The sequence below is a fragment of the Paenibacillus aurantiacus genome (assembly GCF_042431225.1).
GTDB classification, from domain to species: Bacteria; Bacillota; Bacilli; order Paenibacillales; family Paenibacillaceae; genus Paenibacillus_Z; species Paenibacillus_Z aurantiacus.
In genome coordinates, this window is the sequence record NZ_JBHMDO010000033.1 from 376,195 (window position 1) to 400,316 (window position 24,122).

The window sequence follows — 24,122 nt, forward strand, 5'->3', positions numbered from 1 at the left end:
TTAGTTCATCCCCTCTACCAAATGTTCGATTTCTGGACTTAACGAGATCGCTCGCAAGAGGATGGCCAAAGCTTCGGCTCGGGTAGCGCTCTTATTCGGGCTAAAAACGTTCTCGCTTATACCATTGATAATGCCGGCATTCGCGGCTAGCTGAATCTGATCCTTAGCCCACGTATGATCGATATCCTGAAAGTTCACCGTCTTCGCTTGCTTCACCGCAGCAAGATTCACAATTCTTGCAAGGATCGCAATCATCTCGGCACGACTAATATTGCGCTCCGCATGGAACGTGCCGTCCTCGTAGCCGCTGATGATCCCGTTGCTGGCCAGCGTAAGGACTGCATCCCTCGCCCAACTGTTCCCAAGATCGGTAAAGCCGGGCGTTGCCGCGGTGCCTTGGGTAAGCGGGAACAGCCTCACGAGCATCGAAGCGAATTCCCCTCGCGTGATGCTTGCGTCTGGCTTGAACGTCCCGTCACCGTAGCCTTGAACAATTCCGAGTCTTGCGAACAAGCGGATGCTGTCAGCCGCCCAGTGGTCTTTCGCATCCGGAAAGACGCGAACGTTCGCATTGCGGGGATCGTTGAATTTGTTGGTAAGAACCTCCATCATCGTATGGGTCGCTCCCGCATCGTTCACGTCAAACGGCGGTCGGCCGGGAATGACGTTGAGTACCGGGGGCTTCTCCGGCGCCTCCGTTGTCGGGTCAGTTGGCCTTGCAGGGCCCGTCGGCGTCGGCGGGTTCGTCGGTGTCGGCGGGTTCGTCGGCGTCGGCGGGTTCGTCGGCGTTGTTGGGTTCGTCGGCGTTGTCGGGTTCGTCGGCGTTGTCGGATTCGTCGGCGTTGTCGGATCCGTTGGCGTTGTCGGATCCGTTGGCGTTGTCGGGTTCGTTGGCGTTGTCGGATCCGTTGGCGTTGTCGGATCCGTTGGCGTTGTCGGATTCGTCGGCGTTGTCGGATCCGTTGGCGTTGTCGGGTTCGTTGGCGTTGTCGGATCCGTTGGCGTTGTCGGATCACCCCCGCCTGGTTGACGCTCGTAGATTGTGATCTCTTGGCTTCCGACGATCCCGGAACCATCCTTAGCCGTCGCCTGAACCGTTACGATGCCGGCATGTTCTGCCTTCAACAATCCATTCTCATCGATGACGGCAGTACCGGTACCATTTTGTATCGACCATGTTACCTGCTTGTTGGTGGCATCGTCCGGTCTCACGCTGGCGGTCATTTGCAGCGTGCCGCCTTCATAGACGGAGGGCTGCACGCTTGTCACCGTAATCTTGGAAATCGGGATCGTGACGACCGGAGCCGAAGCCCTCGTGATCGTAACATGATAAGTTTTGGTTGTACCGTCTTCCGCCTTTACGATTATCGTTATAGGGTTAGAACCCACATTCAGATTGACCTGTGCAGGCTGACCTGACTCAGCTATTTTCCCGTTGACGGTTACGATTGCCGCTTGATCGGATACTTCAGCAGCGATCGTGACGCTGCTCGTCGCATATCCGACGTCGGCGGTATAGCTGCTAATCCCGGATTGGAACCGTGGCTTCAAATCACCGCCGCTTAACGTCAAACCGGCTAAATCGGCATCCGAACTTGGATTCGGGAGTGGCAGCGGAGTTACCTGAATCGCTACCTTTGCCGGCCCCACACTCGATCCATCAAGGCTTGCTGATAGCTCTACCGTTGCCGTCTCGAATACATGCGGGGCCTTCCAACTGACATTGAAAGTACCATTCTCATCGGTCCTCACCGTTGCCTTGTCAGACTCCGTAAGGCTCCACATCCCTCCGTTCGAACTGCTCAAGTGAACAGTGACGTCCGGTTGGGGCGTATCGCCTTCATCATAAACCGTACCGGTAACCGATATTTCTCGACCGCTTACCACCACACTGCTGTTCGTGACCAGACTGACCGCGAGCTGCTTGCTCTCCCACTTGGCATACAAGGTCATGTCCCCGGCAACTGTATCCTGTCCGAAATTCCATTTCGTCCTAAAATCCGGATCCAAGTACCAACCGGCAAGTCTGTACCCCGCCCTGCTCGGTGCAGGCGTCGGCTCGTCGAGGAGAGCCCCCGCATTGGCGGTCGTCGCAGGAATGGCCGTTCCCCCGTTCATCTCATACGAAACGGAATAGGACACAGGCTCCCATACGGCATAGAGCTTTACAATTCCGCTGATAAGCTTGAATTCATAGCTTGTTCCTGCCTCATAGGAATCTCCGCTGCCATCCTTCTCTGTGTTCCATCCTTGGTAGATATATCCTGTTCTCTTCAAGCTCCCGCTCGGCTTAATAATGACCGACGATGAATAATAATCGTAATGCATATCGTCGACCGGCGCTTCCCCTTCGGTTTGCCCGTTGCCGTCATATTCGACGCGGATATCACTCGTTTCGAATGGGAACCCGTTCGACATTGCATAATTAACCAGTTCGCTGTTGCCATTGGCCGGGAAGATCAGCTTTACGCCACTCTGGGTCCCTCCGAACACGTTGTCCCCAAGCGTCAAGGTCGCAGGCAGGATCACTTGACCAAGCTTGTTATTGTTAAAGGCATCCGAATCCAAGTAAGCAGTCGTCTTTGGAAGGATGATAGAAGACAATTGATTATCGGAGAACGCGCCGACACCGATCTTTTGCAAGCCATCTTCGACGAACGTTACATTCTCCAGGAGATTGTTAGAGAACGCATAGTCATCCACCAGCGTGACGGTGCTTGGGATCGTAATCGAAGTTAACCGATTCGTCTCGAAAGCATAGTTCCCAATGCTTTTCAACGCTTTCGGCAGCGTCGCCGCTGTAAGCGAATTGTTCCTGAATGCGTACATGGCGATGTCCGTCACGGTATCCGGTATCGAGACGCTCGTCAGCTCTTTGTTCGCAAAAGCGCCCATTCCGATTTCCGTCACCACATAACCGTCTATCGTCTTGGGAATGACAACGTTCGATTCCGTTCCTCTGTACCTCGTTATCACGATTCCGCTATAGTCGTCATTCAGTTTGTAAGCATAATCCCCGCTGATTACGGTGTCAGCTCTACGCACAAAGATCAAATACGTCTGAGAATGGATCCTGTCCGCCGCGGTTACGACGATAACGATCAAGTTCACGCCGGGCTGCAACCGTACACTGGCGGTTGAACCGCTAATGGCAGGCTTATCGTTAATAGTCAGCGTCGACAGCTTGCTGGCTGTCGTTGCCGTCACCTCGATACTTGCTACGTCAAAGCCAACATCCGCCGCGGTATAATTGAGCGTGTCGCCGGAGAATTCTGGACTGATCGTGTTCGAGCCTAGCGACAGGCCGCTTAACAGGACATTTGACTTCTCAGACGGAACGATCTGAATCGTCTGGCTGTCCTTCATACCTGGCGTACCGTCTATGCTCGCCGTGATCAACACGGACCCAGGGTCCTCTACCGAAGGAGCCGTCCATTCGGCTGTAAACTCGCCGTTCGAATCCGTAGTCGCCGATATGTCCCCCTCGTCCGTCAGCTTCCACTTGCCCCGGTTGCTAGTCAAATGAACGACGGCGTTTGCAACAGGCAAGTCGTTCGTATCTCTCACCACGCCGGTTACCGTAAGGGTATCGCCGCTCATTACGTTCTGGCCAGGTGTCGCCAACGCTACGGAAGCGATTGTTACCGCTCCGTTCCAACTCCACTTCGCATACAGCGTTAGATCTTCGGTGACCGTATCGTTGTCAAAATCCCACGCGTCGGTATATCCGGAATCCGTATACCATCCCTCGAAGACGTAGTTCGTCCTCGAAGGTGCAGGAGGTTTGACCGCGAGTTTTCCGTGAAGGATCGTCTGTTGGTCGGGGCTTGTCGCGCCCCATCCCGAATCGAACGTGACTTGATAGGAATTTGCCTCCCAGTTGGCATACAGGGTAAAGGTCCAGTTCCGAATGCCATAAATAATCGGATAGTTGCCGCCAAAGTAATTCGTCCCGCTTCCATCTTGCATCGTGTTCCATCCTTTGAAGGTATAACCGTCCTTCGTTAACGAACCTTGATCCGGAACCGCGAACGTTTGATAGCAAACATAATGAGTCGTCGAGGGAGGGGTGCCCCCTGTGCTGCCATTGTCGGCATAGGTAATTTCATATCTGCAAGGAATCGTCATGATGCCGTATTTGCTGGTATGGTTTTGAACCGATACCCCTCCGGTTATCGGAACATAAATAGCTAGATTCGGATTATTATTGAATACGGGATACTCATCCCCGCTGCCCAGATTGACTTTCGGCGCTATCGCAACGTCACCCAATTGATTGTTCGCGAAAGCTCTGACGTAAATGGCGATTAGCGATTTGGGGAACTGAATCGTCGTTAACCGATTGTCGGCAAAGGCATAATCCAAGATATGGGTTAGTCCTTCCGCGAAGGATACGCGCGACAATTGGTTATGCTGAAATGCCCCTAACCCGATCGTGGTCAGACTGCCGGGAATCGTTATGCTCTCAAGCTGGTTGTTCTCGAAGGCATAATCACCCAAGTGCGTTAAGTTTCCGAGCGTAGCACTCTGCAAAAGGTTTTTTTGAAAAGCCGCTCTACCAATGTACGTAACGCCAGGAATCTCGATCGAGGTTAAACGATTGTCAGCGAATGCATAATCGTAAATCTCCGTAACGCTCGTTGGGATCGCGGCGCGAGATAATTGGTTGGTCCCGAAGGCATTGTCGCCAATGTACGTCACGCCATCTGGGATCGTGATAGCTGTTAGCAGATTGCGGTAGAAGGCGAAGCTCTCTATTCTCGTAATGCCAATCGGGATCGTAACGCTTGTAAGTCCGCTGTTGGCAAATGCGCTTCTTCCGATAACGGCGACCGGTTTGCCTTCGATCTCGCTCGGAATGACGACCTCCGTACTCATTCCCGTATAGCCCGTAATTGTGACCGTGTTGTCCGGTTGCAACACATAAGTAAAGTCGTTGTCCGAATCGTCCTCGGCAAGAACAGCCGGTAAGGGCCAACTGCCGCCAAGCAGGGCGAACAACATCAACAATGAAAAGATTCGACGCATAATTCTCCTCCAGATGTGAGTGATTCATTGTCTATTAATGTAGAATAATTGGTTATAATAAAAAATCCCCCGATTGGGGGGGATTTTGTAGAGAGCCTGTCGGCTATGGAATGATCTTCAATTCCTTGGCGCGCTGCAGCGCTTTCACGCGGTTATTGACGTCCAGCTTCCGGAAGACGTTCTTCAAGTGATACTTAACCGTCTCCGAAGTGATATGCAAGGACTCCGCGATTTGCCGATTGGATAACCCTTCCGCCATATATTGGACGATCCGAGTCTCCTGTCCAGTCAGCAAGCCGACTGCGGCCGTCTCCTCCTCGACAACAGAATCGCGATACTTCTCCTTGATCTTCTCCCAGGTTCGGGCTAGCCGTTGTTCCGTCACTGGCTTCATTAAGTAGTCTAATGCGCTCACTTCGAACGCTTGTACCGCATAATTGTCATAGCCTGTGACGAAGATTACAGATAAGGAAGGCTCACTTTCCAGCAATAACCGGGACAACGACATTCCGTCCACTTCCGGCATGGAGATATCCAGAAAAGCTACTTGAATCGGGTTCGCACGCACATACTCGTACGCCTCGCGCGGGGTCAGGAACGCCCCGCATATTTCAAGGCCCTCATATTCGGCAAGCAGATGCTGTAGCCGTCGCACCGACAAAGGTTCATCGTCCACGATGATGGCTCTTACCATCCAACTTCCTCCTGTCTGTCGGATTAGGGAGCTCGAAGAGCACCTTCGTTCCGATACCGACCGCGCTATTGACTTGCAAGCTTGCGTCGTACAGCAGCTTGATCCGTCGCGCGATATTCTTAAGCCCTATTCCTCGGTGCTCCGAATCCGGACCAAGGACCTCTTGCCGCTTCGCCTTACTCATTCCACATCCGTTATCCTCGACGCTGAACCGAAGCTTCTCGTCCAGTTCCCGAATCGAGATTTTGACGATACCGCCTCTTACGCTAGACATCAGACCGTGCTTGATCGCATTTTCGACTAATGGCTGCAAGATGAGCGGAGGAATGAGGCGATTCGGATCGGCATCAATGTCGTACTCGATTGCCAATCGGTCGCCGAAGCGCACCTTTTCGATATTGAGGTAAGCCTGGGTCAATTCCAACTCGTTCTCCAATGTCGTGAACGTATCCATCTGCTTGAAATTGAGTCCGCTTCTGAGATATTGGGAGAGGTCCAGCGTAAGCTGTTCCGCCTGCCGGGGATCCTCCACGCAGAGGGCGGCTATCGAATTCAGGGCATTGTTTAGAAAATGCGGCTGAATCTGCGAACGTAAAAAAGCGATTTCGGCATCTTTGGCTTCCGCCAGTCGCTGCTGATTTTTCTCGAGCGTCTCCTTAATCGTCTCATTCATCGCAACGAAGATCAGCACCACGGCCACCATAACCAAGGTGTAGAGCAGAATAGCGCCCAAGAATGTGGCGGATAAGCCAATAAAAAAGGCCATCGACACAAAACTGCAAACGCAATAACTAACCGTAAGACCTGTCGCGATCAGCAGCCTTTGGTTCTTTTTCGCTTGCAGGAATCGGGATTGGAAATACATGAAGATCGGGATGCACATGAATACGGCCAGCGTCGTCGCATAGAATCCGCTATCCATGCCAAGATAGGAGCGGTAGAGAAGAATAAGCAAAGATAGAAAAAGCGTTGTCTCGAACCCGCCGTAGAACGTCCCCAGAACCAAAGGAACGATACGGATGTCGATGGTTAATTGACCGGTAACGTGGACGGGAAAGGTCATGCAGAGTACAAGCGCGACTCCGAATAGAAGAGCCTGCGTCAGCCTGAAATACTTAGACCTTCCGACGCCGATCGAATTAAATAATTGTAAAGCGAAAATCAACGTAACGACGAACGCCACTTGCAGCAATAAGTCTTCGAGGATATTCATGATAATAGTCCTATATCTCCCCACCCATTTTATAATGCATATTGTAAGTACTTTTAGGCTGTTTTGTCTAACAGGAATGTTGGATGCAAAAAAATCCAGTCAGCGCTTGGCAATCCTTCACCAACGCGCACGGGTTGCATGAGATTGAGACGAATGCGGCAGCGCGGCTGGGACGAAAAAAGCAGGCCATTCGTCCGGAAATCCGGCGAAATTAGCCTGCTGCGTATTATAGCTATATGAATACGTAATGATAGTAACGAGAAAGTTAAGCAATATCTTCCGTCCGCCCGGCTCCCCCTATAGCAACCTCGAACTGTGCCGCCTCCACCCACCGGCCACCTTCGAAATCCCTTCCTTTCACGACGACACGATCGGCGTAGATATCCACGTACAAGCCTTGGCTGCCGACCTTATGCTCATCCTCGTCGGTCCACAAGTACCCGACCGAAGCGGCATTGAACATGGCAGGCGATGCGCCGTCACCGCCATGCATACAAGCTGGCGCTTCCAGCTCCCAATGCGTATGGCCGCTGAACATGATGATTTGCGGATAACGCCTTACGATTTCGCGAAGCTCCTGGTCTTGGATCACGCCGTGCCAACCCTGGCCTTCCAAGGAACCAGATACGGTATCTTTAAGCGGCTGGTGCAGGAAGACGAAAACAGGTTTGCCCGCTTCCGCTCCGCGCAGCTGCTCTTCCAGCCACGCCAACTGCTCAGTCGACAAATAGGCGAAATCTTTTTGATCCGGCTCATTCCGCTCTGAACCAAGGAACAAGAAGAGATATCCGCCGACCTCGTGCGCATGATATGGACCCGGCATCCCCGTGAAGCGTTGGAAACGGCCGAGCTGCTCCTCCGCCCCACCATAGAAGAGATCGTGATTGCCCTGCGCGAACCGGATCGGAACAGACAGTCCATGCGCTCGACATTGCGCCCATATCCGTACCATCTCTTCGTACTCGGCTTCCCAGCCATGATCCGTAATATCGCCGACGTGCATGATGCCCAGACTGTCCGGCTCGAGCGCCGCAATATCGAGCAGCGCCCGTTCGAAATTCAGGTTATGTACATGCTGCGCGTCCGTCGTCACATGGGTATCGGTCACCACTTGAAAACATGCCAGTCTGCCGTTCTGCTGCATACCTGCCACCTCGTCTCTTAATGTCCGCCTGCGCTCATGTTCAATCCGACGACCCCGGCGACGATAACGCCGACCCAAATCAGCGATGTCCATGGCAGCGGCTGCTTGAATAATACGAATCCTGCGAACGTAATCAGTACGATTCCGACGCCCGACCAAATCGCATAGGCGATGCTAACGTTGATCGTCTTCAGCGCAAAATTCAAACACGTGAAGCTCACGCCGTAGAACACAAACATGAGCACGGATGGCCACAGACGGGTGAAGCCGGCGGAATACTTCATCGCGAGCGTCCCCGACAGCTCGAGGCCGATCGCCAGCGCCAGATACATCCAGCCCCAGGCGGCGTCAGCTTTCATCGAATACTCCCCGTATGCTCAATTCACCATAACTTCCGATGACGTGATCGGCATCCGGTAATCGAGCCGCGACGTCGGCGAGCCCGCTTTCGTCCACGGAGGCGATGCCGATCGTGACGGCCGCCCCCGCCGCGCGTCCCATCCGCATGTCCGCATTCGTGTCTCCGATCATTGCGGCGCTGTCGCAATTGATTCCAATGCGCGTGCAAGCGAGCTCCATCAGATCGGGGAACGGCTTGCCGCGCTCGGCCAGATCGTTCCCGACGACCGTCTGGAAATAATGCCGGATTCCGAGCCAATCCAGATGTCTCTCCGCAGGCTCGGTATCGTCGGCCGTCACGACGGCCATCGGAATGCCGGCGGCTTTCGCCGCATCAAGCAGCGGAAGCAGCCCCGGGAGCGATCGTACCGGACGCGTGCTCGCCAACTGCCGCTCCGCTTCTTGCCGGCATGCCTCGACGAGCTCTTTCGCCTCCGCCCAAGACAAACCGGCTTGGTAGGCCTGCCACGACAGAATGCCGAATAACTCCGGCAGCGTCCCCATCGCGAGCGGACCGTTCCGGTCATAGTCGATGATCCGGCCGTCTGCCTGATGAACGGTACCCAGCAATCGCGGCAGGAAAGCAGGCGTCAAACCTAACGAAGAGACGCTTCCTGGCGCCGACTGCTCGAGCCGGCCGATATATTCGTGCAGCAGCCATTCGCACCAAGGTCCCCACATCGAGACGAAATCCAAAATCGTACCGTCTTTATCGAACAGCAAGCCGCTTACGGCATACGACTTTCCGTTCACGGTGATCATCCCCATCCGCATCGCTCCCCTTTCGTTCCACGAGCCTTTCTATCGTTCAATTATTATTGAATTTTATGGATTTAGCAAGATGAATTCTTAGTATTCTCGATAACATTCAATATTTCATGTACAATAAGAGCATCTATCATTACGGCACTGCGTCGGAATAGGAGTTTTGTCCATGAAGAGAGAAATCGGAGAGAAGGATACGCGACGCGAACAACTTCGCGGCACAGTGATCGATGCGATCGCCCAGACGATGGACTTATACGGCGCGAATTATTCGTTCGGTCAGCTGTATGGCATTATGTTTTTCGAAGATAAGCCCTTAACGCTTGAGGATATGATGGGCCATATGAACATGAGCAAGAGCAACATGAGCTACGCTATCCGTTCGCTATTAGAATCGAAGATGGTAACCAAGCTCGAGGAGAAAATCGACCGAAAGGATCAGTACGTCGCCGAAACCGACTTCTTCCAAGCGTTCCGAAGCTTCTTCACGATGAAGCTGCAGCGGGAGATCGACGTGATGACAGGCGCCATTCACGAGGTGCTGCCCGAGCTCTCCGAGCTCATCTTGTCCGAAGCGACGTCTGTGGAGGAACGCGAGCGTTGCCTGGCCGATCTTCATAAGCTGCGGCATGGGCTTCGTTACTACGAATGGCTGCAGCAATTCGTCGACCGGTTGGAGGCTGGCGAATTATTCTCTGATCAGAACGAAATCAAGCATGCGCCGTGAACATACAACAAAACCGGGCGTATCGCCAATAGCGGATAGACTCCGCATGACGCTTAACGCCCGGTTCAATGTGATATCAAACTATATCAAAACTTCTTTACGCCTTGTCCCAAGCCTCCTGCAGCAGCTCCATATTGATGCCTACCGCCGCGAGCGACCCCATCGCTGCCGCCATGACGGCTTGATATTTGATGGAAGCCGCATCTCCCGCACCGAATACGCCTGGAACATTGGTCCCGCCGAATTCGTTGATTACCAGACTCCCCGCTTCCGTCAGTTCACAGCCGAGCGATCTTGGAAGGTCCGAACCCGCCTGCAGTGTCGGCGCGAAGAAGATGCCGCTGCAAGCAACGCGCTGACCATCTTGAAGAACCACATGCTCGACGATCCCTTCCTTCGATTCGATCCGTTCGATAGGTGCATCGAATAGCGGGATATGACGCTTCGCCAACTCTTCTCGCTGCTCGTCCGTCAAGCCGTCCGGCCCATTCGTGCATATCGCATAACGAGAAGTCCAACCCGCAAGCGTCTTGGCCATATGCATCGCGCCTTCTCCGCTTACAATCACGACAAGCGGCTGATCCCGCAGTTCCCAACCATCACAGTATGGACAGACGAACGCGCTGCGTCCATAAACTTCGGCCAAGCCGTCAATGTTCAGCGGTCCGTCTTTCTTGCCGACGGCGAACAAGAGCTTCTTCGCTTCATATGCCTCCCCGCCTGCGGTGACGATCCGGAAAGCGCCATCGGCGCCGCTAACCTCGGTGGCTGTATCCGGGGCGAAGGTCACGGCAGGATACGCCCGTATTTGCTCAATGGCCACCGCTCTGAACTCGCCCGGGCTGATCCCATCCCGCGTCACAAAGCCATGCGTCTCCCGCGTGACCCGATTACGCGGCTTTCCTTCATCAATGACGACTACGCTTCTTCTAGCCCGCCCAAGCACCAATGCCGCGTTCAGTCCCGCCGGACCACCGCCTATAATGGCGACATCGAATCGTTTGACGTTATCCTTATCCACTACATCCCATCCTTTATAGATTAGTTATATCCTTGATTTAACGAACGAACCCAACAATTCTGTATTTGCCGACTTGCACCTTCGTGTTCCGTCCAGACACTCCATAGCGGCGATAACACGATGGCGTTCTCACGAAGGAAGCTGCCGTTCTCTCTAAACATGCGTTATCAGCATTCAATTACAGACTTATTATATCTACAATATCCTTTATAAGTCCATATTTATTTTCGGATTTTTACCATACACTTCTCGTGCATTTCCCACGCTTCCCCAAGGAATACAAGCCTGTCCGGATGACAATAATATATGCGCACTTCACTTGATGCAGATGCGCTTGTCCCGCGACACATGAAATCCGAATAACAACTTTCAGAGGAGTGAAACAACCACATGGCTACCGTCCTTTATATTACGGCCCATCCACATGACCATCAAGCATCGTTCAGCATGGCTGTCGGCAAAGCATTCATCGACGCTTATAAGGAATCCCATCCATCCGACAACATCGTTCACTTGGACCTCTATAACGAAAACATTCCGCAGCTTGATGCCGATGTTTTCAGCGGTTGGGGTAAACTACGCTCAGGTACTTCGCTCGATGAATTGCCTGCCGACGAGAAAGCGAAGGTCGCGCGACTGTCCGAGATCGTCGAGCAATACATTGCCGCCGACAAATACGTGTACGTCTCGCCGATGTGGAACTTCTCCTTCCCGCCTCTGCTGAAAGCCTACATCGATGCCGTCTGTATCGCGGGCAAAACGTTCAAATATACGGCGGAGGGGCCTGTCGGCCTGCTTGGAGACAAGAAGGCGATCCATATTCAGGCGTCAGGCGGCGTTTATTCGGAAGGTCCTGCCGCAGCATTCGAATCCGGCCATAGCTATCTGGGCAAAATCATGCAATTCCACGGCGTACCAAGCTTCGAGGGTATCTTCGTCGAGGGCATGGCCGCGATGCCTGACAAAGCGGACGAGATTAAAGCAAAAGCGATCGAGAAAGCCAAAGCCGCTGCCAAGACATTCTAAACATTCGCTTAAAACGCATGAAGGCCGCAGGAATCGGGTCTCCCGTTCCTGCGGCTTTATCTGATTTGCCCTTGGGACGCTTAGTGTTATTTGTTCAGAAACGCGTCGATACGTTTCTTCTGGCGCAAATGATGCCTCACGTGCATAACGATATGATGATACCATTCCTTCGCGTTAATGAATCCGAAATATGATGCTCCACTTTGCGGTCTAGCGAAGCGCCCTTCACAAGCGTAAGCGCTTCCTCCATCTGCCGACGCAGACTAGCCATGTTAACGATCAACTCCTGCTTGCTGGCTGGCACGCTTGCGGTCCCTTCCGCAGATTTTGGCACCTTCGCTTTGATGGGCGGAATACCGCCGATCAAGTAGACGATTTTGCCCACGATTGTCTTCTTCGCCGAAGGATTATCCGGCGCTTGCAGACTCGCGTGGAGCGATTGCATTTGGAGGAAGCCGGTATTGATAACATGACTGTACATCTCGCCGAGCGACCATGAATCCTTGGCCGGCTTGCGGTTGAATTCCTCCCATGTATACTTGTCCATCTCGCTTATGTAATGCTGCGACAAGGTTTGAAATCGGGCCAAAATGCGGTCGGGCTTCATATCTTCGATTCTCCTCTATTCCTCGGTCGATAGATGCTTGCTCCTCCCTAGTATATCACCGACTCCAACGCTTGTGCCGCTCACTTCACCGTGTTCACCGAACAGCGCGTTCGTGGCGACCTTCGGCGATCGGCGAATCGAATAGCCGTATTCCCATCTCCCAACTATCCCGCCAGATGCAACCTTTCATCGTCCGTGCTGCCGCCACGTCGCCCAAGCGCTCACCCCGTATACGGCCGAGCTGACATAGAATAACGCGTCGATCGTCAGGACATCGATCAGGTAGCCGCCGAACACAACCGCTAATCCGGATGCCACGGACGTCCAGAATTGGTAGTCCCCCATAACCTTGCCGCGATTCCCGTGCTCGGTGAAGTCCGCCAGCAGCGTCCGCTCGCTGATCTTCTGCATCGCGCCGCAGACGCCCATCAGAAGCTGTAACAGCAGCACGACGGCATAGCTCATCACCCAAGGAAATGCAGCCATGACCGCCATCATGCCTAGTGAACTTACGACGAGCATCCGTTGGCCTTGACGATCCACCAATCGCGCAAGCCACTGGGAAGCGACTGCCGAGCTAATCGTGAACACCGCGAAAGCCAAGCCGTATTTGGTGAAGCTGTTGCCGAGATTTTTGAGGAAGAGCAAGTAATACGGATAAATCATGCCCGCCGCCAGTGTCACCATCGATTGCGAACGGATCAGCCATTTGATGTTCATTGCCGCGCCTCCCCTCGATAATTCTCATAGAAGTAGTTGACGAACCGCGCCTGCGGATCGAACCGTTCCTTCGCACGGAAGAACATCCCCTGCCCTGGGTAAGCGGTACGGAACTGCTCCAGGCTCGGATATGCGGCGTAGGGCAAATAATACGTCCCCTTGTGTGCAAGGACGCGGTCGATTACCGATTGGATGGCCTTCTTCATATGCGCCTGCCCTTGGTCAGACAATGGGACGTTAAACAGGCAGACCAGCGCGAACATATCGTTGGTGGCATAGGAGAGCAACGCCTCCTCATCCCGGTTGACGTAACGAACGGTGATGTTCAGCAAGTTGAGCCGTTCTTGCATCAGGACGCTGCGGAATTCATCGATAAACCCGGCGAACTCATGCATAGGAATGAAGTATTCCTGCAGCAGGTCGTTGTTCGTCGCGCTTTGGTATTCCATGAAAGCCGATTCCGATCGCATCGCGTTGTTCCGGGAGATGAGCTTCCCCTCCTGCCTTTCGAACAGCGCCTTCTGCATGGACCACAGCGTGGTTTTTCCCCAGTCCGTTTGACGGCTGATGCCGAACATGATTTTGGCGGGCAGCACGCCCCGCTCGCGTACACGCAGCCGGTTATTCGCTTGCAGCGGCGCGGAGTCATCCTTGACGTAATTGATAGCGTACATATCGGTCAGAAAAGCGTCCGGCGCCACCGATATCCGCGCAAGATGCATGCGCACGTCCGGATTGCCGAGCACCTCCCGCTCGAAATATTCGCTGTACTCGTACACGTTCATCGTACCTGTCTTCATGCGGTACAGCTCATCATCCGTTAGTCGCAAAGTGACGTCCACGATGAGGCCGAATAAGCCATAACCGCCGATGACTAGCGGGAATAGCTCCGCGTTCTCGGTGCGGCTTACCTGGATCGTCTCGCCTTGCGCATTCATGAGGCGGAACGATTCGACGCTTGCGATCAGCGAACCGTTGCGAATATCCCGCCCGTGCGCGTTTACGCTGAGCGAGCCGCCGATCGTGAATACATTTTGCGATTGCATCGTCTTCACGGCCAGACCGTACGGGTTAATATAATCCTGGACGTCGCCCCATGTTGCTCCGGCTTGGACACGGATCGTGCGGCGGACGGGATCGAAATCCAGCACCCGATTGAATCCGGTCATATCGAGAACGATGCCGTCTTTGTAATAGGTGTGTCCGCCCTGACTGTGGCGCTGGCCTGCAATCGATATGGTTAGACCCTTATCCCGTGCCTCCTGCACCATGTGCCGCAGCTGCTCTTCTTCCTTGCCTGCGACGACGCGGTCGACTTTGACCGGATGAAGCCGGCTATAATCCGTAATCAAGTACGGGTCCTGATCGGGCGTTTGGTAGCGCACATAATTATGCAGGCACAGCGCCACCAGCAGCGCGAGGGCTAGTGCTTTCTTCATTTAGACCCTCCTTTGCAGATTGGCAGATGGTCCCATTATCCGTCGGTCTCAGGCGACTCACCTAGTACTAACTTTCTCTGGTACCCCTTGCGAGGCCAGCGTCCTTACGCGCACAAAAGCCTCCGCCCACGAAGGGGCAGAGGCTTTTTCAACGAGAAAAAACCGGACGCGCTTGGTGCACGTCCGGCATTGGTAGAAGCTGATCATATAGGAATCGGAATTATTTCGTTACCTTAACGGTGATCTTCGCGCTGCTCGTCGTTCCTCCCGCGTTGACCAATACCGCCTCATACTCATAGACGCCAATTGCTTTGCCGCTAATTGCGGTGACTGCACTCTGCGCGCCAGGCGTTGCAGCCGCAAGCGCCTTCGAGTCGACCAGCTGGCCGTTCTCGTACAACCGGTATTCAGTCGCGTTCGTGCCCCACCACATGTTCATGGCGATCTTGTAGCTGCCGTCGCCGTCCCAGTTATCGTGCGACAGGACCGGCTTGCCCGGCGCGGCATCCGTCACCTGCACGACCAGCGGTTCGCTGACCGTCGTGCCGTATTTGTTGCTGAGCTCTGCCGTATAGGTGTACGTGCCATTCCCCTTGCCCGACACATCGAACTTCGCGATTTGAGCAGATGGGGCCGCGTCCGTCAACGTTTGGGTATGAACGAGCACGCCGTTCTCGTACACATTCAAGCGCGTGCCATTCTGGCCCCACCACATGTTCATCGTCACCGTATAATTGCCGTCCTTCAACCCGGAATACCCGCTCGTGCTGGAGAGCACCGGCTTGCCCGGTTTGTCCGTGGATACCGTCGTGGACGACTTCACCAAGAACGATACGGAAGACTCGGTCTTATTGCCCGCGGCGTCGACGACCACATAATGAACCGTATGCTCCCCTTCGCCTAAGCTGGATGCTTGCACAGGTTGACCTTCCGCGATGACTGCGCCGTCAAGGAGCAGCGTCTCCGATGCTACACCGGACACCGCGTCCGTGCTTGCAAGGTCGAATTGAAGCGTATCGGTGTCCGGCACATCGCCCACGCTGCCGCCGGATTGGGTCAACACCGCGTTCGGCGCCGTCTTGTCCAGCTTCACTTGAATCGATTGCGACGCCTCTTGATTGCCTGCCGCGTCGGAGGAGGCGAAGGTCACCGTATTCACGCCTTCTTCGGCGATCGCAATCGGGCCTGTGTAGACGGCGGATGTGCCGCCGTTCACGGCATAATTGGTTGTAATAGGCGCGCTGCTGTCGTCAGTCGCCGTCAGGGTCAGCTTAACAGTCTCGTTATGCCACCCGTTCGCGTTGGCTGCCGGCGAGACGGAAGCCGTTGTTGCCGGAGCCGTCGTATCAGATGCAGCCGCCGTGAAATCGGCGATGCCGCGGGGCTTCAGCTGATAGACGCCTTTGAAAATCGCCGCGACGCCTTGAATGCTGACCTTCTGCCCAGCTTGGTAAGGGAACGTCGCCAGCGTCAAGCCCGTACGGCCGTCCACGCGCACATGCGTGCTCGCGTCGCCTTTAACTGCATCGAATTCGAAAGAGCCGGCTGGAGACGCCGTGATGATGTTCGCGATTGTCACATCGCGCAGCTCGACCAATTGGCCTTGGTTCGCGTCATTGACTGCTTCTACCGTCTTCACGGCAGGAAGAGCGGACGTGCCCGTCTTCTCGATCGCCACAGGGTCGACAAGCTCGAGCTCCGTGTTATACAACGCCGTAGGCGCCGTGATTTTGATTTTGTCCCCGGCATGGAAGCCGCTCAAGCTTTGGAATACATAAAGTCCGCCCGTCTCGTCCTGCAGATAGAAGGCTTGTCCGCCGAAAGCGCCCGGTTCTGTCGTAACGACGCCTTCGACCGTCACGACGGTGCCGACCGTCTTGGCTCGCGCTTCGGAGATCGCGATCGCAGCCGGAATCGGATTCTGCTCTTCCGGCAGCGGCTCCGCCGGTACATTGCCCAACGTCACGGCCGCTGTCTTCAGGTTCGTGCCGTTCTGGCGCAGACGCAGGTTCGCAGCTGCTGTCGTGCCCGGTTTGATGCGTACGGTCAGATCCTTATACGCATGTCCCTTCGAGTCTGAAGTCAGGCTGAAGGCCGTGCTGTAAGCTTCCGTCGTCGGCCATGTCCCGTCGGCATTCTGGAATTTGGCAATTTGCGAGCCGCCGCTCACCAGATAGATACCGGCCTGATAGCCCGACACCGTCGTGTTCGCAGGCAGGTTATCGATGACGATCCGGATTTGGAAATCCGCTGCGTTCGGCAGTACCGCCTGGTGCACGAAGCTGTACGTCGCGCTGGCTGTCGCAGTTGGTCCGCCAAACGAACCAGGCTTGAACGTGCTGCGATCGTACCATTTGTATCCCGCGTTCGGAGCCGCCCAAGGCTCGGCCTTCGGCTCGGTCGATGCGGCCGGCTCCTCGAACGGCAGCAGCGCCGTCGGCTGATCCAGCGTAAGACCAGCAACTTGGGAGAGCGCCGTGTAGCTTTCTTTCTTCGCCAGCCAATCGATCATGTTGACCAGCAGCTTGCCGTCGTCGACTTCTTTGAAACCGTCATACGTCGTTTTCTTCGCCCCTGTATCCTCGCGCAAATATTTCGGCGTCGCATCTTCGACAGGCGAGGAGTCGCCGATGAAAGCCGCCTTGCCCGCGCCCGACTTTGCGATGGCCACGTAGGGGCCTTCCGCGACGCCGCCGCCGTTGTAGACGCCTTGATCGACTGCGTTCGGCCACGCTTCGTTCGTCTCTGGCAAATAGACGATCCCCTTGGCCTTGTTCGGGTCGACGATGGCGAGCGTCGATCCCGCATGCATCGCCACGGCGTCTACGCCTTCCGTAATGCCGAACGCCTGCTCGGGCGGGACGACGTTCGTCGCGTTAATATCGCCGAGGGCATTATAGCGGAAGCGAATGCCGAAGTTATCCGCCAGCCAGTCGGAGCTGGCAACGCCCTGCATCGCGGCGGAAGCAGCTTCCTCGGCCTCCATGCCCTGGGCCGGATTCACCCAAGCGCCGCGACGATAGCCGTTGAACGCTTCGTTGCCGTCCCAGCGGTTCTTGTTCCGGTCGGCGTTGTAATGGTCGCCGATGAAGAAGATGCTGCCGCCGTTCTGCACGTATTGCAGCATGGCCGCCTGCTCGCTCGTCTTGTACGGAACGTTGGCTTCTGCGACGACGAAGACATCGTATCCGCTCAGATCCGCAAACGTGATCGGCGTCGTCTTGCGCAGTTCCTTCACATAATAGCCGTTATTCGCCAATGCATGACCGAAATCGGAGAAAGCCCCGTCGATGACCCAATCGGCCGCACCCGCCGTCTGCGCGTGCGTATTGTCGAACAGCACCTTCTTGCCCGCGTTGCCGTTCACGACCTTCGCTTCGATGAACGGCGCCGGGTCGGCCGGTCCCTCCGCATGGGCCGTCTGCAAGGTTCCGACCGCCAGGAATGGCGCTGGAACCGCAAGCGCGAAGGCGAGCGACGTCTTGAGCATGTTGGTTCTCCAAGCTGACTTGAATCCCATAATCATCCTCCTAGTATTGGTAGAAAACTACGAAACAAGTGTACCAGAAACTAGGCTATGACAATCTCTATGATTTTGTAAATGGAACCTAATCCTTATTTTGTCACTATGTAAATAGCTAATGCAGAAGCACTGGTCTTTGATAAGCCGCTGGGCCGCTCTTACGTTTCACAGGCGCGCAGCAAGACTTGGCCCCTGACACCGTTTTTTTGGCCGCTTTGGGAACGGGAGATGGGCTGCTTTTCTTGGACATTCGGTTGCCGGGACTGGCGGACTTTCGAGTTTCCCTTTTCGCCAGCGCATTAAGTTTTCTAACCATAGCCGGATTGTCCTTCATCAGTTTAGCGCCTGCCGCGGCATTCTCCGCAACGACTTTGCTTCGCCTCGCCACAATACATTGATCGCTGGTGATAAAAGGATTGTCTGAGGGAGCTGCCGGGAACATGAGATTTTGCGCGTTGTTGTTATGGTTGTTGCTCGGGTTCGACGGGTCACTGATCGTAAAAGAGGAGGAACTGCTGTTCAGGAAGCGTCCGAATAGGACATAGCCCGCTTCGTGCAGTAGCCATGCTAGTAAACTATTATTTTATGCCAATCGCGATTAATCGCTGCCGACGGTCGTGCGTGCACGCCCGCGCGAAGGATATTGGCCTGGCCAGAAATGCGGATAACCCCTATTTGCATAGGCTAAAAGTATCATCCGGGCGAGGTGCTGCTTATGCGAACATGGATACGGAGGCTGGAGCGCCTGCTGACGCTGGCCGCCATCTACTTCTTGCTTGTTCCCGCGATCGTATTCGCCTTCCTCGTTATCGGCATGACGGGAGAAGCGGATATCGGCAAGTCGATGCTCGTCACGCTCCTTCTTCTGCTTAGCGTGATCCTGCTGTACCGCCGGACGTACGCGCGTCCGCCTGGCCGCCGTGCCAAGACGATCGTCATCGATTTCGCGCCCGAGGACGACCCGCCTCCGCTGAGCGGCATCTATCGGGATCTATACGAGGAGCAGCGCGAGCTGGAGCGATTGAACGGCTGTTTCGCCAAGGAGGCGAACGCGCCTGGACCTGGCGTCGATGTTCAGCCGCGAGCAGCAACGAAATACGGTCAAGAGCCTCAAACGAAGTGACTGCCTGGGCGACCCGGAAATTCCCGCCTCCCTATTGCGCGCCGCCCGACCGCGAGTTCGCAACGTCCAAGACAAAAAGCCGACGTCCTCCTAAGAGAACATCGGCTCTCGCTGCCTTCTTTTATCCCGATTGCTCCGTCGTCGAGTCGATGACGCCCAAGCGGCGCGCGCGTTCCAGAATAGCCAAGAACGTCTGCGTGTCCGAAGGGAGCGTGTTATCGACCCGGTTCAACCGCTCCTGCAGCGACGCGATCACGCTGTCGCGCTCGGCCAGCTGAGCGCGAAGCGCATGGATCATTTGCTCCAATCCGCTCACCTGCGACTGGTGCTGCTCGGCCAGCTGAATGATGCCGGCCAGAAAAGCGCCCGCCGGCGCATCGTCGGCCGGCTCGAGCGCAGGCGCAGACGTCTTGAGCAGCTGGCGAAAATGCAGGACGGTATTCCGTCCGCGTCCGTTCAGCTGCTTGCGCGCCAGCTTCGCTTGCTTGATTTCCTCGGCGTATTGCTTGCGAACTTCGGAGTTCCACCGGAAGCCGCAGGCGGCCGAAGTGCGGCCAAGACGCTCGCCTACGGCGTCGAAAGCTCCCAGCTGCGTGCGTCCTTCGCGGATATATTCCAGCACGATGTCCGCTAGTATCGCGTCATCTTCTGGGGTCCATTGATCTTTTCGATTCAATTTCATCGGTTATCGCCTTCCTTGTCTCGTATGCTACATCTCTCATTATTGCCAAAGACTCGCGTTCGATAACAAGATTGGGCGAAACAATGCTATTTCTTTCTTCTGCTCATCAAGCCAGTCGCAGAACCACGATCGTAACGGAATAAGGGGGCAGCAGAATTTCCGCCTCGCCGCCCGTCCAATGCAAGACCGATTCACGCGGTACGATACGCTCTTCGCCTTTGCGGTTCACGTTCGGTATGTTCAGCAGCGCCTCGTCCCCGCACAGCGTAACGACTTTGCTTTCCGGCCGTATGTCGAGACCGCGCATCCGCAGTGTCGTCCCTTTCGGAGCCGCGTCCGGATTGACGAGTTTCATATAGACATGCTCGCGGTCCCGGGTCACGGAGCTGAATATCTCGTGATTGTACGCTTCCAGCTTGCAGTCGAGCACGCGGCTTGTATTCGCGCCGTCCGTGTAGGAGCACATTAGCCGCCCCCCCGAGCCTCCGCCATAATCGACGGTTACGGTGTACGGACGCCCAGGCATCATTGGCAGATCGCTGCAGGCGCGCAGATTTCCCGCCGACGTGCTGGACGAAAAATCGCCGAGCGTGTAGCCCTCGATGCCGCGCTTGAACACTTTCACGGCGGCGATATCGCCGCCAGCGCACCCGATTGCGTATTCGATGGCGTCTTTCCGGCCCGTCTCGACCACCGTCACGCCAACGCCGACATACAGTCCGTCCTCATCCGACAGCCTCGTCGCTTCCACCTCGACCTTGTAGTTCGTCCAGGCTTCGTTGTACAGATAGAGACCGTTGCGGCCGCCCGCCTGCGGCTGCAGCACAAGCCCGTCCTCCGCGTCGATCGCATAACCTGCGGAGCCCGGAATAACCGCCCAGTCCGGATGCAGCGGCTCGCGGAAATCCTGCTCCAGCAGTGCCGAGCCGTCCGCGTTCGACGTCACCTTGATACGTTTCACGCGAATTTCCGCGCCACCAGCCGCGATCTCGATGCCGCCGCGCGGGATTAGCGGCTTCAGCTCGCCGCCTTGGTACGAAGCGAACCGGGTCGGAACCGTCTCCGTCCCGAGATACTTCGCGAACAACTGCTGCACATAATAGTTCGGCGTATACCATACCGTCTCGTCGTCGAACCAGATACAATCCGGCGTCCAACGGTACGTGCCATCTGTCAGCACCTTGTTGAACAGCGGCGCCGTCGCGGCCAACCGCACGACGTCGGCGTTATTCTCGAAGCCGGTCATGACCGCGGCTTCGGCGATTGCGCCAGCCAGCGTGTTCTTGTCGGTTGATGCGTACTCGCCGACGAACACCTTCGAGGTCTCCCGCTCGTTCAGCGTCCCGTCCGGATTGTACGCGCGATAGTAGTAATTATAGCGGTCCGCATTGTTCAGCAAGTAATCGTTGGACCTGTAATAATGCTCGTCCGCGATCGTATCCATGTAATTCGGTTGTTTGCCATACCACGAGACGGTCTCTTCGGTATGCGTCTTGCCATCGGTGAACGTCACCGAAGCCGTGCCCGTCAAGCCGCCTGCGAGAAATTTCCATCCTTGCTGGTACGCGTCGTCGTCCGCCTGCGCCCCGACGGTTGAGATGATAGACAGCTCATAGCCTGGATACTGGCGCTCCATATAGGCATCGATCTCAGCCTTGAAATGCTCGAAGCTCGCGAAGAACTCCGTCCCCCAGTTCTCGTTGCCCACGCCCAGATAGTGCAGGTCGAACGGCGCTTCATGCCCCATCGACTTGCGCATGGCCGCCCATTCGTTCCCTTCGAAATCGGTGCTGATCGCAAAGTCGATCAGGTCCGTGAAGTTCTTCACGTAATAGTCGCGCAGCGCGCCGCCCGCCGGATGGACATAATCCGATCGCGCCTGGCACAGCACCCCGCACGCCATGACCGGCAGCGGCGTCGCATTCAAATCCTCGGCCAGCTGGAAATATTCCATGTAGCCGAGCCCCATCGTCATCATGTAGCCCCAGACGTTGAAATTCTCCTTGCGCCGCTCTACATCGCCGATGGAATCCTTCCAATCATAGACGTTGTCCCAGATAAAGGAGCCCTCGGAAATGCAGCCGCCGGGAAAACGAAGAAACGTCGGATGCAAATCCAGCAGCGCTTCGACCAAATCCCGACGCAGCCGATAATTCGGGTTGCCCGCGAAATTGGCGTGCGCAGTGGCAGAGCGCGCCTCTTCCGACGCTCCCCAGACGTCGGCGGGGATCAGGGATACCATATCGATCGAAATCTCGCCTTCGAATACGAGCGCAAGCTGACTAAGTCCGGTTGCCGATCCCATGAGCGCTATCGGCGCTTCTACGCCGTACTTCCGCCAGTTCCCGTCGCCTTCGACGCTGACGGCGGCATGCGTGCTGACCGGCCGATCGTCGGAATCGCGCAGCTCCACCCGGATCGTACCGGCGCGTTCGGCTTTGGCCCAGACCGTGAATAGGTAACGACTGCCTTGGCGGATGAACATGGCGCAATGAGCATTCGTGTCGGCGAATCCTCGATTGTACAGGGTTGCGCCATCATGGACGGTCACGTAATGCGAGTTCGTCTCCGTATCCGTAAGACCGAGATGCTCGTTCAGTCCGCCTTCATGACAGACGGTCACGAGGTCGAGATCGCCCGACCAAGCGTGCAGCGGCTTGCGATTGCGACCGGTCGAACAGCCGCATGCGCCGCTCGCGTGCGAATACGTATCGAACTCGAACGATTCGAAGGAGCGGTTCTGCACCAGCTCCGCGTAGATCCCGCCGTCGGCTGCATTGTTGATGTCTTCATAAAACAGACCGTACATGGTGGAGCTTACCGGCAATCCGGCGCGGTTGCCGTCCACGTCCAACGTGTATGGCGACAGATGACTCGGGACGAGCGTAATCCGGTAGGATTGCAGCACCGTATAAGATCCCCGGTTCAGCGCGGCTGTGAAGGTCACCTCCGTCGGCTCGCTGCATCGCACGAAACCGCCCGTTCCCGTAATTAAGCGCGGATGGCTGGAATTCCAGGCGACGTGCACTTTGCCGCCCATTAACGCGTTAGGCAGATCGATGTTGCCGGTTACGATCGAGCCCGGGAAGGAGAGATACCTGTCCCGAGCCAGATGAACGATCACCTCGTCGGTTAGCGATTCGCACATCGCGTCGATGACTTCGTCCTGCGTCAAGCCAGCCGCATAGATGCGAAAATCCGCGATCGATCCGCCAAAGTCGGCATCCGCCTCATATTGGGATTTGCCGATGAAGGCGTTCGCGTAATTACCGGCTTCCGCGAAGGTGGCGAACCATGCGCGCAGCTTCGCATACATCCCGCTTGACGTTTGGCTGATCGTGCCGTCTCCGATCGCTTCGCCGTTCACGTAGACGACCGGCCCCGCGCTGCTGCGCGTGCCGCCCTCGGTGCCGGTCACCGACATGGCGATATGGAGCCATTCGCCGGATGGATAAGCTTTGCCCCCGTCCGCGATCAAGTCGCCATCGGCATGGCAGACGCCGCGCAGATTGCGAGTCAAGAACATATACGGCCCCTCGGGCCCTTTGCCGAAATCGAAGATACGCTCCCATACGCCGCCTTTCCCAAGGTAGACCCAAGCGGTTACCGTAATTCCGGTCGCGTCGGCGATGCCCTCGAGTAGATCGTCCGGCAGCCGGAGATACGACGTGCCATTCGCGCCGCCGCCAAACGCCGCAGCCCAACGACCGCCTACCTGACGGATTGCCGGCGGATTCGAACCTTCCGCAACCGCGTCGCGCCCGCAGCCGGAGCTGTCCTTGCCAATCGCCTCAGCCTCGTCGAATTTGTAATGCGCGATCAAACGCTTGGAAGATGTTGATTGTCGGTTCATGACCTCGTTCTCCTTATGAGCTGAATAATGTGGACATGAGCATGTCTTTCGTTAAGTAATATATTTATTACTTAGTAAATATATTTATAATCTTTAATTATAATAGCCCCTCTTGCCCGTTTTATCAACCAAAAGTAAACAAAAAACGGCGAGCCGGG

Annotated in this window: 16 protein-coding genes; 3 read left to right on the forward strand and 13 right to left on the reverse strand. The window is 55.6% G+C overall.

The window, feature by feature from the left end:
• The 6 genes from ACFFSY_RS20610 to ACFFSY_RS20635 form a co-directional block, all read right to left on the reverse strand.
• On the reverse strand, nucleotides 1-5,028 hold the full coding sequence (locus tag ACFFSY_RS20610) for a leucine-rich repeat protein (RefSeq protein ID WP_377497537.1): 5,028 nt from the start codon (nucleotides 5,026-5,028) through the stop codon (nucleotides 1-3).
• Nucleotides 5,029-5,131: 103 nt separating this feature from the next.
• Nucleotides 5,132-5,722 carry a response regulator gene (locus ACFFSY_RS20615; protein WP_377497539.1) on the reverse strand — a complete coding sequence of 197 codons (591 nt, stop codon included), beginning with the start codon at nucleotides 5,720-5,722 and terminating at the stop codon, nucleotides 5,132-5,134.
• Nucleotides 5,694-6,935, reverse strand: a complete 1,242-nt coding sequence (locus ACFFSY_RS20620) for a sensor histidine kinase (protein WP_377497541.1) — start codon at nucleotides 6,933-6,935, stop codon at nucleotides 5,694-5,696. Before ACFFSY_RS20620 ends, ACFFSY_RS20615 begins: the two co-directional genes overlap by 29 nt.
• A 265-nt stretch (nucleotides 6,936-7,200) precedes the next feature.
• The gene (locus ACFFSY_RS20625; RefSeq protein WP_377497543.1) at nucleotides 7,201-8,079 is read right to left on the reverse strand and encodes a metallophosphoesterase family protein; all 879 of its coding nucleotides are present in this window, start codon (nucleotides 8,077-8,079) and stop codon (nucleotides 7,201-7,203) included.
• 17 nt (nucleotides 8,080-8,096) lie between these two features.
• Entirely contained in the window at nucleotides 8,097-8,438 is a 342-nt protein-coding gene (locus ACFFSY_RS20630; protein ID WP_377497545.1) for a DMT family transporter, read from the reverse strand.
• Nucleotides 8,428-9,246 carry an HAD family hydrolase gene (locus ACFFSY_RS20635; RefSeq protein ID WP_377497547.1) on the reverse strand — a complete coding sequence of 273 codons (819 nt, stop codon included), beginning with the start codon at nucleotides 9,244-9,246 and terminating at the stop codon, nucleotides 8,428-8,430. Before ACFFSY_RS20635 ends, ACFFSY_RS20630 begins: the two co-directional genes overlap by 11 nt.
• A 166-nt stretch (nucleotides 9,247-9,412) precedes the next feature.
• On the opposite strand from ACFFSY_RS20635, the gene ACFFSY_RS20640 reads away from it, so the two are divergent.
• On the forward strand, nucleotides 9,413-9,970 hold the full coding sequence (locus ACFFSY_RS20640; RefSeq protein WP_377497549.1) for a GbsR/MarR family transcriptional regulator: 558 nt from the start codon (nucleotides 9,413-9,415) through the stop codon (nucleotides 9,968-9,970).
• A 97-nt stretch (nucleotides 9,971-10,067) separates the two neighbouring features.
• Here ACFFSY_RS20640 and ACFFSY_RS20645 read toward each other — a convergent pair whose 3' ends face one another.
• Nucleotides 10,068-10,991 carry an NAD(P)/FAD-dependent oxidoreductase gene (locus tag ACFFSY_RS20645; RefSeq protein ID WP_377497551.1) on the reverse strand — a complete coding sequence of 308 codons (924 nt, stop codon included), beginning with the start codon at nucleotides 10,989-10,991 and terminating at the stop codon, nucleotides 10,068-10,070.
• Between the two features lie 390 nt (nucleotides 10,992-11,381).
• Between ACFFSY_RS20645 and ACFFSY_RS20650 the strand changes: the two genes are divergently transcribed.
• Nucleotides 11,382-12,017: an FMN-dependent NADH-azoreductase gene (locus ACFFSY_RS20650; RefSeq protein ID WP_377497553.1), complete on the forward strand. Its 636-nt coding sequence runs from the start codon at nucleotides 11,382-11,384 to the stop codon at nucleotides 12,015-12,017.
• 136 nt (nucleotides 12,018-12,153) lie between these two features.
• Here the strand turns inward: ACFFSY_RS20650 and ACFFSY_RS20655 are convergent, their stop codons facing one another.
• The 4 genes from ACFFSY_RS20655 to ACFFSY_RS20670 form a co-directional block, all read right to left on the reverse strand.
• Entirely contained in the window at nucleotides 12,154-12,624 is a 471-nt protein-coding gene (locus tag ACFFSY_RS20655; RefSeq protein ID WP_377497555.1) for a DinB family protein, read from the reverse strand.
• A gap of 186 nt (nucleotides 12,625-12,810) precedes the next feature.
• On the reverse strand, nucleotides 12,811-13,344 hold the full coding sequence (locus ACFFSY_RS20660; protein WP_377497557.1) for an MFS transporter: 534 nt from the start codon (nucleotides 13,342-13,344) through the stop codon (nucleotides 12,811-12,813).
• Nucleotides 13,341-14,783, reverse strand: a complete 1,443-nt coding sequence (locus tag ACFFSY_RS20665) for an FAD-binding oxidoreductase (RefSeq protein WP_377497558.1) — start codon at nucleotides 14,781-14,783, stop codon at nucleotides 13,341-13,343. Before ACFFSY_RS20665 ends, ACFFSY_RS20660 begins: the two co-directional genes overlap by 4 nt.
• A gap of 220 nt (nucleotides 14,784-15,003) precedes the next feature.
• Nucleotides 15,004-18,303, reverse strand: a complete 3,300-nt coding sequence (locus ACFFSY_RS20670) for an OmpL47-type beta-barrel domain-containing protein (RefSeq protein WP_377497560.1) — start codon at nucleotides 18,301-18,303, stop codon at nucleotides 15,004-15,006.
• A 718-nt stretch (nucleotides 18,304-19,021) separates the two neighbouring features.
• On the opposite strand from ACFFSY_RS20670, the gene ACFFSY_RS20675 reads away from it, so the two are divergent.
• Nucleotides 19,022-19,429, forward strand: coding sequence for a hypothetical protein (locus ACFFSY_RS20675; protein WP_377497562.1), 408 nt, complete (start codon nucleotides 19,022-19,024; stop codon nucleotides 19,427-19,429).
• Nucleotides 19,430-19,550: 121 nt separating this feature from the next.
• Here the strand turns inward: ACFFSY_RS20675 and ACFFSY_RS20680 are convergent, their stop codons facing one another.
• The gene (locus ACFFSY_RS20680; RefSeq protein ID WP_377497564.1) at nucleotides 19,551-20,111 is read right to left on the reverse strand and encodes a hypothetical protein; all 561 of its coding nucleotides are present in this window, start codon (nucleotides 20,109-20,111) and stop codon (nucleotides 19,551-19,553) included.
• A gap of 106 nt (nucleotides 20,112-20,217) precedes the next feature.
• Entirely contained in the window at nucleotides 20,218-23,964 is a 3,747-nt protein-coding gene (locus ACFFSY_RS20685) for an alpha-L-arabinofuranosidase family protein (protein WP_377497566.1), read from the reverse strand.
• Between the last annotated feature and the right edge of the window lie 158 nt (nucleotides 23,965-24,122).

Coding starts and splice junctions, on each gene's coding strand:
- ACFFSY_RS20655 (WP_377497555.1), bottom strand. CDS start 12,624: ATGAAGCCCGACCGCATTTTGGCCCGATTTCAAACCTTGTCGCAGCAT.
- ACFFSY_RS20620 (WP_377497541.1), bottom strand. CDS start 6,935: ATGAATATCCTCGAAGACTTATTGCTGCAAGTGGCGTTCGTCGTTACG.
- ACFFSY_RS20665 (WP_377497558.1), bottom strand. CDS start 14,783: ATGAAGAAAGCACTAGCCCTCGCGCTGCTGGTGGCGCTGTGCCTGCAT.
- ACFFSY_RS20650 (WP_377497553.1), top strand. CDS start 11,382: ATGGCTACCGTCCTTTATATTACGGCCCATCCACATGACCATCAAGCA.
- ACFFSY_RS20660 (WP_377497557.1), bottom strand. CDS start 13,344: ATGAACATCAAATGGCTGATCCGTTCGCAATCGATGGTGACACTGGCG.
- ACFFSY_RS20680 (WP_377497564.1), bottom strand. CDS start 20,111: ATGAAATTGAATCGAAAAGATCAATGGACCCCAGAAGATGACGCGATA.
- ACFFSY_RS20675 (WP_377497562.1), top strand. CDS start 19,022: ATGCGAACATGGATACGGAGGCTGGAGCGCCTGCTGACGCTGGCCGCC.
- ACFFSY_RS20670 (WP_377497560.1), bottom strand. CDS start 18,303: ATGGGATTCAAGTCAGCTTGGAGAACCAACATGCTCAAGACGTCGCTC.
- ACFFSY_RS20635 (WP_377497547.1), bottom strand. CDS start 9,246: ATGGGGATGATCACCGTGAACGGAAAGTCGTATGCCGTAAGCGGCTTG.
- ACFFSY_RS20625 (WP_377497543.1), bottom strand. CDS start 8,079: ATGCAGCAGAACGGCAGACTGGCATGTTTTCAAGTGGTGACCGATACC.
- ACFFSY_RS20630 (WP_377497545.1), bottom strand. CDS start 8,438: ATGAAAGCTGACGCCGCCTGGGGCTGGATGTATCTGGCGCTGGCGATC.
- ACFFSY_RS20615 (WP_377497539.1), bottom strand. CDS start 5,722: ATGGTAAGAGCCATCATCGTGGACGATGAACCTTTGTCGGTGCGACGG.
- ACFFSY_RS20610 (WP_377497537.1), bottom strand. CDS start 5,028: ATGCGTCGAATCTTTTCATTGTTGATGTTGTTCGCCCTGCTTGGCGGC.
- ACFFSY_RS20685 (WP_377497566.1), bottom strand. CDS start 23,964: ATGAACCGACAATCAACATCTTCCAAGCGTTTGATCGCGCATTACAAA.
- ACFFSY_RS20640 (WP_377497549.1), top strand. CDS start 9,413: ATGAAGAGAGAAATCGGAGAGAAGGATACGCGACGCGAACAACTTCGC.